This window comes from Bacillus sp. S71 (genome assembly GCF_016625265.1).
Classification (GTDB): domain Bacteria; phylum Bacillota; class Bacilli; order Bacillales; family Bacillaceae_G; genus Bacillus_A; species Bacillus_A cereus.
In genome coordinates this window covers 594,518-608,118 of record NZ_JACVUW010000002.1, presented here as the reverse complement: position 1 = coordinate 608,118, position 13,601 = coordinate 594,518, and the positions used below count along the sequence as shown (strand labels likewise).

Genomic DNA, 13,601 nt, shown 5'->3' with positions numbered 1-13,601 from the left:
TACAAAAAAAGTAGAGAGGAGAATCTCCTCTCTACTTTTACTTATGTTGTACAAACTTAACCATTAAGTTTGCAATGGTATGTTGCTCCTGTTCATCAGCAACTTTCCAAAGCTCAGCTAATAATTTCTCTTGGTCATTGCGTCCTTCTACTTCATTAGCAAGGTAGTCGCCAACACGAAATGCCATATCTGATACCGCACCGCCGTCTAAACCTTTTCCTTGCGCTTGCTCTAAACGATCTCCTAAAAAGCTCTTCCACTGATCAAAATTATCTAATACTGACATAATTAAGCACCTCACTATTGAGTAATAAAATCATGCTTAATTTGTGCAACTGTTCATTTTTTATGTAAGAAATTTTTAACAGTGCCAACCACCATTCACTCCGATGATTTGTCCAGTTATGTAAGATGCTCCTGGTGATACGAGGAATGCAACTGTTTTTGCTACTTCTTCTGGTAACCCTATTCTACCTAATGGTATATCTTCAGCAATTCCCATTTTATCTTCTTCAGAAAAAACACTTAACATTTCCGTTTCAATTGCTCCTGGTGCTACCGCATTCACACGTAATCCACTTAAAGACACTTCTTTCGCCAAAGCTTTCACATATGAATTTTGCGCCCCTTTTACCATTGAATAAAGCACTTCACAAGAAGCCCCTATTTGTCCCCATATAGATGAAACAATTACAATATTACCACTTCTCCTCCCAATCATAGGCGGAAGTGCCATTGAAAGTAATTTATATACGTTCTTCACTTGAAGTTCTACCATATAATCCAATTCATCGTTTGTTACATCTGTTACTAGTCCAAAAATACTCTTCCCAGCTGCATATACAATAACATCAATAGGATGTTCAATTTGTCTCCACAATTGCTCTGCTCCATCACTAGAAGCCAAATTCGCTTGCACAGGGATAACTTCCCCCCATGCTTTCTGCAATTCCAATACCTTTCCTTCACTGTTATTGTAATGAACATAAACTGTATATCCATCTTGAATTAATTGTTTCGAAATAGCAGAGCCAATCCCTCCGCTCCCTCCAGTTACTAACGCATACTTTTTCATAAATTCCCTCTCTTATCTCTACAAGTTCACTTTTTACACAACTAAATAATACCCTCATCTTACAATTTTTCAATGATAAGATGAGGGTATCTTTAAAATGTTATTTTTTCGGTAACACCTGACAAACACTCATTTTTTCTTCTGATAACAATAATTTTGCTACTTCTTGTAAGTCTTGAACGGTTAGCCCTTCTAATACAGTCAATGCATCAAATAGACTAGATTCATTAAACGCATATCGTGTAAATTGATTTGCAATATATTCTGGTGAATTCAACGAGCGTAAAAAACCACCAATTTTCTTTTTCTTCACTCGTTCTAATGCCGCCGCATCTAATTGATCATAATCTGTTTTTAATAAAATATCTTTTAAACGATCTGCCAATTCATCAGGTTGTTTCGTATCACCGCCAACCATTGCAAAACCGAAGTTATTTTCTTCTGTATAGTCATACGAGAATGAATCATCAATAAGCCCTTCATTATATAAAGCTTCGTAATGAACAGAACTTTTTCCAAATAAATAATCTAAAAGTAACGTAAGCGCAATTTCTTGTTTTAAAAGCGCTTGCCCTTTTTCTTTTAAATTAGTCGCTTTAATACCAACTAAACATTTCGGTGTTTGCACAGGCATTGAAATAATTTTTTTCTTTTCATTTACCTCATTTGGTTCCTCTTCAAATGAACGCACAATTTCTGGCTGGTTTTTATAATCTTTTTTTGCTTGATTTTCACGTACTAAATCCATTGTTTTCTCTGGATCAATTGCACCCACAACAAATAATAACATATTGCTCGGATGATAAAATGTTTCATAACATTCATATAATAAATCTTTCGTAATTTTACTAATAGATTCGATTGTCCCTGCAATATCAATTTTAATTGGGTGTTTTACAAACAAGCTATCAATTAACCCAAAGTACAAACGCCAATCTGGGTTATCTTGATACATTTGAATTTCTTGCCCAATAATCCCCTTCTCTTTTTCAACTGTTTTTTCAGAGAAATAAGGCTCTTGCACAAAGTTTAGTAATGTATTTAAATTTTGTTCTACGTTTGAAGTACATGAAAAAAGGTAAGCTGTTCGTGTGAAGGATGTAAAAGCATTTGCCGATGCTCCTTGTTTACTAAACAATTGGAAGGCATCGTGATCTTCTTTTTCAAATAATTTATGCTCAAGAAAATGTGCAATCCCATCAGGTACACGAATCATTTCTTCTTTCCCTAATGGTACAAATGTATTATCTACTGAACCATATTTCGTCGTAAACGTCGCAAATGTTTTATTAAATCCTTGTTTCGGTAAAACATATACATCTAATCCATTAGGAAGTTTTTCATAATAGAGTGTTTCTTTTAATTGCTCATAAATAATTTTCTCCATTTACTCTCCCTCCGTTCCTTGTAAAAAGTAAATTGTATCTAGTTCAATATTTTTAGCAACTTTTACAATTTCTTCTTTTGTCACACTTTCTATACCTGTAAGCCATTCTTCAACTGGACGTGTACGATCTGAAATAATACCATGATATAGCATTTCTACAAATCCACGCGGTGTATCAATCGCCTCTAATATTTGATTTTGGATGACACTTTTTGTTTGGTGTATTTCTTCTTCAGAAAACTCTCCGTTTTGCATCGCAAGCATTTGTTCTTTAATAATCTCAACTGCTTTTTCATAATTTTTCGCTTCAATTCCTGACATAACAAATAATAAACCTTTATGACTTTCAAAGCGCGATGCTGCATAGTACGCTAAACTATTTTTTTCACGCACATTTACGAATAACTTCGAATGAGAAAAACCACCAAACAATCCATTGAACAATTGCAATGCAAAATAATCTTCATCTTTATATGTGACAAATGTACGATAACCGATGTGTAATTTACTTTGTTTTAATTCTTGTTTTTCAACAACTTCTTTTTCTTCATTATTTCGTCTATGAAGGAGTACATTTCTTTCTCTCACTGGACGAGCTGAAATAGAAAAATACTTACTTACAAGATCAACGGCGTTTTCTGAAATATCACCAATAATATATAGATCCATCTCATCTTCCGCTAACACCTTTTGATAATATTGATACAGACTTTCATTTGTAATAGAAGCAACACTCTCTTTTTTTCCATTTGCACTTAAACGATACGGTTCTACTTTGCACATTTCTTCAATTAAACGCTCGTTTGCATAACGCATTTTATCGTCATAAGTAGCTTCAATTCTCTGTAACAGTGCTCTTTTTTCACTTTCTACGATAGAAGGCAGGAAACCGTTCCCCTCCGTCGCTGGATGTAACACAATATCCGACAACATAGAAAGCGCTTTTTCAAATAACGGTGGTGCATCATGTAAATATACTTCATTTGCAATGTCTACATAAATGGAGATAATATGGTCTTCCCCTTTTTTACTTACATCTACTGCTAAAGAAGACCCGTATAATTCTTCTAAATATTGACGAAGACGAATTACAGAAGGTAATTTTTCTGTCGCACTTTGCAATACGTATGGCAATAGGGCACGCTCTGTCACCGTCTCCTCATTTAAAGGCGCTTTAAAACGAAATACAAAGGTATTCGTTTTATATTTATCAGTCGGAATAATATGTACGCGCAAACCACCTAACTCATGTAGTTGTTGTTCCATTAGTTTCATTTATAGCCCTCCTTTACGTATATAGGAATATTCCTCTTCAATATACAGTTTTTAGAAATAAAAAATCAACTTTTCTCCCTTATTATGCTTACATATGATTCTTTCTAAAAACTTTAATATGTAAGGAACATAGTAAAATTCCGTATTAAATATATTCTATGTAAAAAAGCCCACACTAATGTGCGAGCTTTTTTATACTTATAAAATACTTATCGTTTTCCTTTTTCATAAGGAGTTCCTAATGCTTTCGGAGCTTCAGAACGACCTACAAAACCAACAAGCGCTAATATTGTGAATACATATGGTAATATCGTTAATAAAACACTTGGAATTTGATCTAATACAGGAATTGTTCCGCCCGTTACACTAAGAGATTGTGCAAAACCAAAGAATAGAGCTGCACCTAGTGCGCCTAGTGGATTCCACTTTCCAAAAATCATAGCAGCTAAAGCTAAGAAACCTTGTCCTGTAATAGTTGCCCCTGAGAAGTTATTAGAAATTGACATTGCAAAAATCGCTCCACCAATTCCAGCAAACACTCCTGAAATACAGACCCCAATATAGCGCATTTTATATACGTTAATCCCCATCGTATCCGCTGCCATTGGGTGTTCACCAACAGCACGTAGACGAAGACCGAACGGTGTTTTATAAATAACATACCAAACAACGAATGCTAAAATAATGGCAATATACGACGTTATTGGTACGTTCGAGAAAAATATTTTCCCTAAAACCGGAATATCCGAAAGGCCTGGAATATCAATCTTTTCAATACGATACTGAATAAAGTCAGTCTGCCCTTTATCAAAAATCTTCTTAATTGCAAATACCGTTAAACCAAGAGATAAGAAGTTAATTGCTACACCACTTACAACTTGATCTGCTCGGAATGTAATAGAAGCTACCGCATGAAGTAATGCAAATAATCCACTACCAATTGCCGCAAATAATAACGCAATCCACGGAGTCATCGTTCCCCAAGTATCACCCATTAATAAGTTTGTAACAACTCCAATAAATGCACCAAATAGCATTAGTCCTTCTAATCCGATATTTACAACACCCGATCGTTCACTAAATACACCACCTAGTGCTGTGAAAATGATAGGTGCCGATGTATATAACGTACCCGTCACAAGAATGGCTAATATATCTAAAAAGCTCATTTATTTCCCCTCCTTGCTCATGCGTGTAAGCGCCCATCTTAACACATAACTACATGCAACAAAGAAGATGATACATGCAATAATTACATTAATAAGCTCTGATGGTACATCTGCCTCAAAGTTCATTTGAGGGGAAGCACTTTTCAAACCACCAAATAATAAAGCTGAAAGGATTATCCCAAACGGATTATTCCCTCCAAGTAATGCTACAGCAATCCCATCAAATCCTACTCCTGTAAACGAAGACATCGCTGTCATACTCTGGAATGTTCCTAATCCTTCCATCGCTCCACCAATCCCCGCAAATGCACCAGCAATTGTCATGGAGAATACTACATTACGAGAAACTTTCATACCTGCATATTGAGAAGCATGCTGATTAAATCCTACCGACTTTAATTCGTAGCCTAAAGTTGTTCGATCTAATAAGAACCACATTAAAATAGCAATTAATATTGCTACAATAATTCCCCAGTGAAGACGCGAACCATCAGTAATAGAAGCAAGCCAGTCTGAAGATAGTGATGCACTCTCTTTAATGTCATACGTTTTATCATTACCTTCATGTAAAAAGCGCTTAATGATGTCATATGTTACATATAATGCGATATAGTTCATCATAATTGTTACAATAACCTCATTAACTTGAAACTTTCCTTTTAAATATCCAGGAATGAAGCCCCAAATTCCTCCTACCAATGCTGCGAATAAAATAGATAATGGAATATGAAGGAAAGCTGGTAGTGAAACTGCATAACCGAACCAAACCGCTGCAAGCCAACCAACTAGCAATTGACCCTCTACCCCGATATTAAATAAACCTGTACGAAATGCAAACGCCACTGATAAACCAGCAAGAATAAGCGGTATCATTGTACGAAGCGTTTCACCAATCGCACTTGCGCTGCCGAACATCCCTGTCCAAAGTGCACTATAACCCACAATTGGATCATAACCACTAACTAGCATTACAATCGCTCCGACAAGTAAGCCAAAAATAACGGATAGTACTGGGACTAAAATATTTATCGTTCGTTCTGTTAAAAGTTTTTTAGCCATTTGTACCCACCTGCTCCTTCTTTGTTCCTCCAGCCATTAACAATCCAAGCTGTTGTTCATTCGTTTCTTTCGCATCAACTATTGCTACAATTTTCCCTTCATAAATAACAGCAATTCGATCGCTAACATTTAAGATTTCATCTAACTCTAGTGATAAAAGTAATACACCTTTCCCTTTATCCCTTTGCTCTATTAATCTCTTATGAATAAATTCAATTGCTCCTACATCTAAACCACGTGTTGGCTGTGCTGCGATTAATAAATCTGGATCACGGTCTACTTCACGTGCAATAATTGCTTTTTGTTGATTTCCCCCAGATAGAGCGCGTGCTAACGTTTGCTCACTAGGTGTACGTACATCAAACTGTTCAATAAGAGCCTTTGCTTTTTCTGTAATTTTGCTGAAATTTAAAATCCCTTTCTTTGAAAACGGATTCTTATAGTACGTTTGCAGAACTATATTATCTCTAACAGAAAAATCAAGGACGAGTCCGTGTTTATGACGATCTTCTGGAATATGACCAATTCCTTCTTCTGTTATTCTTCTAACAGGCCAATTTGTTATTTCTTTCCCTTTAATTGCAATAGAACCTGACTCAACTTTTCGTAAACCAGTAATTGCTTCTATTAATTCACTTTGTCCGTTTCCATCAATCCCTGCAATCCCAACAATTTCCCCCGCACGAACAGTTAAGTCAAGGCCTTTTACAGCAGGTAGTTGACGTGCATCGTGAACAACAAGGTTTGCAATTGAAAGTACCTCTTCTTTTGGTTTCGCGTCTATTTTTTCTGTTTTAAAATTCACTTGACGTCCGACCATTAATTCTGCAAGTTTATTTTCATCCGTATTTGCAACGTCAACCGTTCCAATTCCTTTTCCTTTACGAATAATCGTACAACGATCGCAAACTTCCATAATTTCTTTCAACTTATGTGTAATAAGAACAATAGATTTTCCTTCTTGCACAAGCTTTTTCATAATTTGAATTAGCTCATGAATTTCTTGCGGTGTTAACACAGCTGTTGGTTCATCAAATATTAAAATTTCTGCACCGCGGTAAAGAGTTTTCAAAATCTCAACACGCTGTTGCATACCAACTGAAATATCCTGTATTTTCGCATATGGATCTACAGCTAAACCGTATTGTTCAGACAGTTTTTGAATTTCTTTAGCAGCTTCCTCAACAGCAATTTTCCCTTTTTTCTTCGGTTCATTTCCGAGAATAATATTTTCTGTAACTGTAAAATTATGAACAAGCATAAAGTGCTGATGAACCATTCCAATACCAAGGTCATTTGCCACATTCGGATTGGTAATGTTTACAGACTTTCCTTTAATTTTAATTTCACCTTGTTCTGGTTGGTACAAACCAAATAGTACATTCATCAATGTGGATTTCCCTGCACCATTTTCTCCAAGTAAAGCATGTATCTCACCCTGCTTTACTTGCAGCGTAATATCATCATTCGCTACAATGCCTGGGAATACTTTCGTAATGTTATTCATCTCAATTACGTATTCCATTGTGTTCCTCCTTTTAACAGGGAACATTCCCTATTACACTATTAACTTATTAAGCAATTCGGAAGTTTTATACATACAAAGGTTAGTTCTATGAACTAACCTTTGCTATTTCTCTATTTATTTTTTTAGAGAAGCTTCATATTCTTTATACTCTTTATCTGTAGCTGGTACTTTAATTTCACCGTCTGTAATTTTCTTTTCAAGCTCTTCTACTTTTGTTAAAATTTCAGGGTTAACTTTTTTCACGTTGTCAGTTGTTTTTGCAATACCAACACCGTCATCTTTTAAACCAAATGCTTCTACTTTACCGCCTTTTAACTTACCGTCTTTCGCTTCTTGTGCTACTTTTTCAACAGCGATATCTACACGTTTTACCATTGAAGTTAATGTTACGTTTTCAGGCATACCTTCTTGGTTTTGGTCACGGTCAACACCGATTACCCAAACATTTTCACCTTTTTTCTTACGGTTTTTCGCTTCAGTGAATACACCGTTACCTGTACCACCAGCAGCATGATAAATTACATCTACGCCTTGACCATACATTGCTGATGCAAGAACTGTACCTTTTTCAGGTTTATCAAATGCTTCTGCATATTCAGATACGATTTCAATGTTTGGATTTACTGCTTTTGCACCCGCTTTAAATCCATTTTCGAATTTACTAATTAAATCACTCTTCATCCCACCAACAAATCCTACTTTATTCGATTTTGTTGACATAGCTGCTACCGCACCTACAAGGAATGATCCTTCATGATCTTTAAATGTAATGCTCGTTACGTTTGGTGCATCTACTACAGTATCAACGATTGCAAATTGTTGTTTTGGAGATTCTTTTGCTACTTCTTTAATTGCACCTTCTAATTTATAACCAATTCCGAAAGATAAATCATACTTATCTTTTGAAAATTTCTTTAAGTTTGGAATATAATCCGCTTCTTTTTCAGACTGTAGGTAACGATAATTTGTCTTTTCCTTTAATCCGTTATCTTTACCAAACTTTTTTAGTCCTTCCCAAGAAGATTGGTTGAACGATTTGTCATCAACGCCCCCAACATCCGTTACCATACCAACCTTGAAGTCTTTCGTGTCTTTCTTGTCACCGCTTGCCTTATCCGAGTTACCACATGCACCTAAAACTGTACTTGCTACTAATGTTAATGATAATAAAAGACCTGCTTTTTTCTTCATACTAGAAACCCCTCCAAAAATGATATATATTTATTTATTCTTTCGCTGCTGTCCCTTACTTCTTGCTGTCACCTCCCTAAAAAGGAACTTACCTACATACGCTTTCTTAATACGTGGAAGCTAAACTTATCAGCTCTAAAGTAATTGATAGAATATAAGATTGGCTCATCATTTTGATCATAGTGCATTTGTTTTAATACAAGCAGTGCTGTTTCAGGCTCACATTCTAAAATTGGTGAGATTTTAGGGTGATAGCCAATTGGCTCAATGTGAGCAACCGCATATGTTATGCGCTTATGCGTGTTATTATGTATCACCGTTAATAATGATTCCTCATTGTAACCCGATAAATCTGGCAATATTTCTTTTGCAAGTTTATCGATACAATATACAACAGGTTCCCCATCTGCTGTACGCACGCGTTCAATCATCACTGCATTAAAACCATCTTCACTATTAAACTTCTCTTTTTCCTCTTCTGTTAAAGTTGTAGTAGATGATGATAAAAAGATCGTTCCTGGTGTTTTCCCCACACTAGAAATCATATCTGTAATACTAGAAAGTTGTTCTATTCCAGAAGAAAATAATGGCTTTGCATTTACAAATGTCCCTACACCATGTCTACGAATGACAACATTTTCTTCTTCTAAAATACGTAACGCTTCCCTTAAAGTCGCTCTACTTACGCCAAGTTCTTTCGCTAAATCAAACTCTGATGGTAACTTTTGTCGTTCTTTATAAGCCCCATCTTTAATTTTTTCTTTGATGTGATCAATCACCCGTAAATATAGGTGACGACTATCGGATTTTACTGACATAAGACTCCCCCGCATTTCAATTATTCGACCTCTGATGTAAGACTTCTTTTCTCTTTTTTCAACTTACAACATAGTACAAATGACTAACCACTAAAAATAAGCACAATTGTCGAATAAATAATAATAATTTTTTAAAATGAAATTTTCACTCTTTACTGTATAAAAAAAACTTTGCACCATAAACATTCCTCATTTCGAGAAAAAGTTCGGCACAAAGATCCTTTACATCCTTTGTTACACACTTTTCCCCTCATAGTCTAGCAATTCATGGTTGCCAGGTAGAAACTTATGGACCTTATCTCCAAGATTATATGAGGCAGTGATTCTTTTCGAAGTAATCTTACCACTTGCTCTCATACGTGTCAACAAAATCCAACATTTTTCTGCATTAAATATCGAACATTTACATAAAACATACTCAAAGTATTCGTATTCTATAGGGCCCCTATAAATGTAAGCCCTTTCTTTATTGCTGAGTATAGTATATAACAAAAACACTATATAAAAAAGCCTAATTGTAAAAACAATTAGGCTTTTTTTAAGAACTTTTTTCTTGTACATCATTAATGAGTACTTCTCTCGGTTTACTACCTTCATATGGACCTACTACACCATTCATTTCCATTGCATCAATTAGACGAGCAGCTCGCGTATAACCTACTCTAAACCTACGTTGCAGCATAGAAACAGATGCTGTTTGCATTTCCACTACAAGTTGAACCGCTTCATCATATAATTCATCTTCTACTTCCTGCTTCGTATCAGGAACATCTTGCGGAATCATATCTTCTTGATATTGTGCTTTTTGCTGTCCAATAACATATTCTACAACTCTCTCAACTTCATCATCTGATAAAAATGCGCCTTGTACACGTACAGGTTTCGATGCACCAATTGGTATAAACAGCATGTCGCCACGACCTAGTAGCTTTTCTGCACCACCACCGTCAAGAATTGTACGAGAATCTGTTTGAGAAGATACAGCGAATGCAATACGCGATGGAATATTTGCTTTAATAACACCCGTAATAACGTCAACTGACGGACGTTGCGTTGCAATAATTAAATGAATACCAGCAGCACGAGCCATTTGCGCTAGACGCATAATCGCATCCTCTACATCAGACGAAGCAACCATCATTAAATCTGCTAACTCGTCCACAATTACTACAATATACGGTAATTCGGGTTGTTTCGCTTCTGATTGACTATTATGTTCTTTTATATAATCATTGTATCCTTCAATGTTACGTGTACCACTATGAGCAAATAATTCATAACGACGTTCCATCTCACTCACAACTTTTTTCAATGCTTGCGATGCTTTTTTCGGATCAGTTACAACTGGCGTTAACAAATGAGGCACACCGTTATATACATTTAACTCTACCATTTTCGGGTCAATCATCATTAATTTTACTTCATGCGGTTTTGCACGCATTAAAATACTAACAATAATACCATTAATACATACACTTTTCCCGCTACCTGTCGCACCAGCTACGAGTAAATGGGGCATTTTATTTAAACGGGCTAATACAGCTTCACCTGTAATATCTCGGCCAAGACCAATTAACAACTTCTCTTCCGGATGATTATTAGCCTTAGAATCAAGAACTTCCCTCAGCGTTACCATCGAAACTTCTGAGTTCGGAACTTCGATCCCTACAGCTGATTTCCCGGGAATTGGCGCCTCAATACGAATGTCCTTTGCAGCTAAAGCAAGGGCTAAATCATCACTTAAACTGACAATTTTGCTTACCTTTACCCCCATATCAGGATACACTTCATATTTTGTAACTGCAGGACCTCTATGCACTTTGGTTACTTTCGCTTTCACTCCGAAACTTTGGAATGTACGTTCTAATTTACGAGCATTCTCATAAATTTCCGCGTTTTCATTTGTAACTTGCTTATTCTTTGGAAATTTTAATATATCAAGTGAAGGAAGCTTGTAATCTTTATTTTCTACATTTGAAAATTGCATAGGAGGTGCTTGCGCTTCACTCTCTAACGATTCAACAATTTTTTCTCCACGCTTTTTCTTTGATTCTTCAATTGGTGGAGTCTCTTCAATAAACGGTGAAGTGATCAAATCTTCTTGCTCTACTTCAATTCGTTTATCCTCTTCTTCATTTACAGGATAATTCTCAGTGAAATTTGAAATAATTGGCGGATCAATTTGGATTTCTTCCATCGGCTCAATAACTTCTTCTTGTTCTGCAGCACGTTTGCTTCTTGTACTTCTTGTTGTTTTTTTCTTTTCTGTTTGTTCAGCCGTTCTTTTGGATTTCCAATCTTTATAATCCCCTTGTATCACTTGAAATTGACTTCTAAGAATTCTACCAACTGGAGCTAACACTTCTCCAATATGTTTATTTGTTATACAGAGTACCCCGAGAATAACTAAAATAATTCCAATGATATAGGCTCCTACTTCGTCGAATAGGAAGTAACATGTCGCGAACATAAGCGCACCAAACATACCACCACCTAAATGAACGCTATCTGGCCCTTTTTTCATTTCAAGAAAGAAGTTATCTTTCGTACTCACAATAACAGAAGTATTTTGCACTGCTCCATCTTTTGTAAGAAGGTTAAATAATGTAATATGACTAAACATTAATATTGCCAATACAATTAAATAAAATCCAATTAACCGTTTATTTAAAAGGTTCGGCCATCCGCGTTTTATAACAAAGGAAACCGATAAAGCTATTACACCTAACACACCAATTATGTACCACTCACCAAAGAAGAAGCGAAAAAATAACACAAACGATTTCCCTACAACGCCTAGCTGTAAAATCGTAATGATTGAAAGTGCAAAAAGAGTTAAACCGACGATTTCATAATACAAAGTTGGCTTTATCGTACGTCTTGCCTTTGCCTTCGTCCCTCTTTGCTTTTGTTTTGCCATTTCTTCACCTCGTGTTCTACATATAAGTAAAGCTCTCCTAAAAACGCTCTATTTATATGTCTGTTTTCTCTATTTTTCAGGTCTTTATATCTTCTATTTTTACACTTCTTGTAAAATGCTAAATAAACAGAAGAAAGCAGCCTACTCATGGCTGCTCAACCGTCTTGTTTTTTATATTATACCATAGCTTCTAAACAAAATCCTTCTTTTTGCTAAAAGGTTATTTTCTGACCTGGCTCAAACTCTAAATAGTGAAGTGGGTCCGTACTTAGCACACGTACAATAGAATAACACCCATGTTCCTCTTCAGAAACCATTAATTCCACACCATTTATATTTACAACTTTTTGACTTTCACATTGTGAATAATCGGCCGGATACACAAGTTGCTCTGGCATAATTGTATATAAAATCATTGTAACATTGTCCCTTCTGCACTACCTTCCGCGCGAACATCGATTAATTCGTTTAATTTTCGAATTGCATTTCCAATACCACCAACATCATCTATAAGACCGTACTTTACTGCATCCCCACCAATTACATTCGTCCCAATATCTCGCGTTAAATTTCCTTTCGCAAACATAAGCTCTTTAAAACGATCTTCTGTTACTTTCGAGTGCTTCGTCACAAAACGAATGACTCTTTCTTGCATCTTATCCAAATACTCAAATGTTTGTGGCACACCTATGACAAGACCTGTTAAACGAATTGGATGAATTGTCATCGTCGCAGTTTCCGCAATAAACGAATAGTCAGTAGAAACAGCAATCGGTACACCAATGGAATGTCCCCCACCTAAAACTAAAGATACTGTTGGCTTTGAAAGTGAAGCTACCATTTCAGAAATTGCTAGTCCAGCTTCAACGTCACCTCCAACCGTATTTAATATTAACAGCAAACCTTCAATTTTTGGATTTTGTTCAATCGCAACAATTTGCGGAATGATATGCTCGTATTTTGTTGTTTTATTTTGCGGCGGTAATTGAACATGACCTTCCACTTGTCCGATAATCGTTAAACAATGAATACGTGATTCATTCATCTGTGGTACATTTGTCTGTCCAAGCTGTTGAATTTTTTCTACTATTGAAGCCTCTTTTCCAGCTTCTTTTGGCTCAGCTTCTTTTTCTTCATTTGTATATCGATCACGTTCTGTCATTTCGCATCCCCTTTCAC

The 13,601-nt window shown here is 35.9% G+C and carries 12 protein-coding genes and 1 riboswitch; all 12 genes read right to left on the bottom strand.

Features of this window, described 5'->3' with window-relative positions; all coding sequences use genetic code 11:
- Nucleotides 1-37 precede the first annotated feature (37 nt).
- The 12 genes from IBT51_RS06640 to tepA all read right to left on the bottom strand — a co-directional run bounded on the left by IBT51_RS06640 (nt 38) and on the right by tepA (nt 13,584).
- Nucleotides 38-286, bottom strand: a complete 249-nt coding sequence (locus IBT51_RS06640; RefSeq protein WP_000114444.1) for a DUF3243 domain-containing protein — start codon at nt 284-286, stop codon at nt 38-40.
- A gap of 75 nt (nt 287-361) precedes the next feature.
- Nucleotides 362-1,075, bottom strand: a complete 714-nt coding sequence (gene ymfI / locus IBT51_RS06635) for an elongation factor P 5-aminopentanone reductase (protein ID WP_000759626.1) — start codon at nt 1,073-1,075, stop codon at nt 362-364.
- A 100-nt stretch (nt 1,076-1,175) separates the two neighbouring features.
- Complete coding sequence (yfmH, locus tag IBT51_RS06630) at nt 1,176-2,462, bottom strand: EF-P 5-aminopentanol modification-associated protein YfmH (protein WP_000411277.1); 1,287 nt, start codon at nt 2,460-2,462, stop codon at nt 1,176-1,178.
- Nucleotides 2,463-3,737, bottom strand: a complete 1,275-nt coding sequence (gene yfmF, locus IBT51_RS06625) for an EF-P 5-aminopentanol modification-associated protein YfmF (RefSeq protein ID WP_000772413.1) — start codon at nt 3,735-3,737, stop codon at nt 2,463-2,465.
- Nucleotides 3,738-3,946: 209 nt separating this feature from the next.
- Entirely contained in the window at nt 3,947-4,906 is a 960-nt protein-coding gene (locus tag IBT51_RS06620) for an ABC transporter permease (RefSeq protein ID WP_000008857.1), read from the bottom strand.
- A complete protein-coding gene (locus tag IBT51_RS06615; RefSeq protein ID WP_001085255.1) occupies nt 4,907-5,965 on the bottom strand; it encodes an ABC transporter permease in 1,059 nt (352 codons plus the stop codon).
- The gene (locus tag IBT51_RS06610; protein ID WP_000456925.1) at nt 5,958-7,490 is read right to left on the bottom strand and encodes an ABC transporter ATP-binding protein; all 1,533 of its coding nucleotides are present in this window, start codon (nt 7,488-7,490) and stop codon (nt 5,958-5,960) included. Before IBT51_RS06610 ends, IBT51_RS06615 begins: the two co-directional genes overlap by 8 nt.
- A 117-nt stretch (nt 7,491-7,607) precedes the next feature.
- Complete coding sequence (locus IBT51_RS06605; protein WP_200458031.1) at nt 7,608-8,684, bottom strand: BMP family lipoprotein; 1,077 nt, start codon at nt 8,682-8,684, stop codon at nt 7,608-7,610.
- 92 nt (nt 8,685-8,776) lie between these two features.
- Nucleotides 8,777-9,502, bottom strand: a complete 726-nt coding sequence (locus IBT51_RS06600; RefSeq protein WP_000114182.1) for a GntR family transcriptional regulator — start codon at nt 9,500-9,502, stop codon at nt 8,777-8,779.
- A 233-nt stretch (nt 9,503-9,735) separates the two neighbouring features.
- Nucleotides 9,736-9,837: riboswitch (purine riboswitch) on the bottom strand.
- A gap of 203 nt (nt 9,838-10,040) precedes the next feature.
- Nucleotides 10,041-12,422, bottom strand: a complete 2,382-nt coding sequence (locus IBT51_RS06595) for a DNA translocase FtsK (protein ID WP_053563764.1) — start codon at nt 12,420-12,422, stop codon at nt 10,041-10,043.
- Between the two features lie 212 nt (nt 12,423-12,634).
- Nucleotides 12,635-12,838, bottom strand: coding sequence for a YlzJ-like family protein (locus IBT51_RS06590; protein ID WP_000605020.1), 204 nt, complete (start codon nt 12,836-12,838; stop codon nt 12,635-12,637).
- Nucleotides 12,835-13,584 carry a translocation-enhancing protein TepA gene (gene tepA, locus IBT51_RS06585; RefSeq protein ID WP_000139807.1) on the bottom strand — a complete coding sequence of 250 codons (750 nt, stop codon included), beginning with the start codon at nt 13,582-13,584 and terminating at the stop codon, nt 12,835-12,837. The genes IBT51_RS06590 and tepA overlap by 4 nt, the downstream gene beginning before the upstream one ends.
- Nucleotides 13,585-13,601 lie beyond the last annotated feature (17 nt).

What these genes read in the sequence shown, in the direction of transcription:
- IBT51_RS06595 (WP_053563764.1), bottom strand. Translation starts at nt 12,422, where the DNA reads ATGGCAAAACAAAAGCAAAGAGGGACGAAGGCAAAGGCAAGACGTACG.
- IBT51_RS06620 (WP_000008857.1), bottom strand. Translation starts at nt 4,906, where the DNA reads ATGAGCTTTTTAGATATATTAGCCATTCTTGTGACGGGTACGTTATAT.
- yfmH (WP_000411277.1), bottom strand. Translation starts at nt 2,462, where the DNA reads ATGGAGAAAATTATTTATGAGCAATTAAAAGAAACACTCTATTATGAA.
- ymfI (WP_000759626.1), bottom strand. Translation starts at nt 1,075, where the DNA reads ATGAAAAAGTATGCGTTAGTAACTGGAGGGAGCGGAGGGATTGGCTCT.
- IBT51_RS06600 (WP_000114182.1), bottom strand. Translation starts at nt 9,502, where the DNA reads ATGTCAGTAAAATCCGATAGTCGTCACCTATATTTACGGGTGATTGAT.
- IBT51_RS06615 (WP_001085255.1), bottom strand. Translation starts at nt 5,965, where the DNA reads ATGGCTAAAAAACTTTTAACAGAACGAACGATAAATATTTTAGTCCCA.
- IBT51_RS06590 (WP_000605020.1), bottom strand. Translation starts at nt 12,838, where the DNA reads ATGATTTTATATACAATTATGCCAGAGCAACTTGTGTATCCGGCCGAT.
- IBT51_RS06640 (WP_000114444.1), bottom strand. Translation starts at nt 286, where the DNA reads ATGTCAGTATTAGATAATTTTGATCAGTGGAAGAGCTTTTTAGGAGAT.
- IBT51_RS06610 (WP_000456925.1), bottom strand. Translation starts at nt 7,490, where the DNA reads ATGGAATACGTAATTGAGATGAATAACATTACGAAAGTATTCCCAGGC.
- yfmF (WP_000772413.1), bottom strand. Translation starts at nt 3,737, where the DNA reads ATGAAACTAATGGAACAACAACTACATGAGTTAGGTGGTTTGCGCGTA.
- IBT51_RS06605 (WP_200458031.1), bottom strand. Translation starts at nt 8,684, where the DNA reads ATGAAGAAAAAAGCAGGTCTTTTATTATCATTAACATTAGTAGCAAGT.
- tepA (WP_000139807.1), bottom strand. Translation starts at nt 13,584, where the DNA reads ATGACAGAACGTGATCGATATACAAATGAAGAAAAAGAAGCTGAGCCA.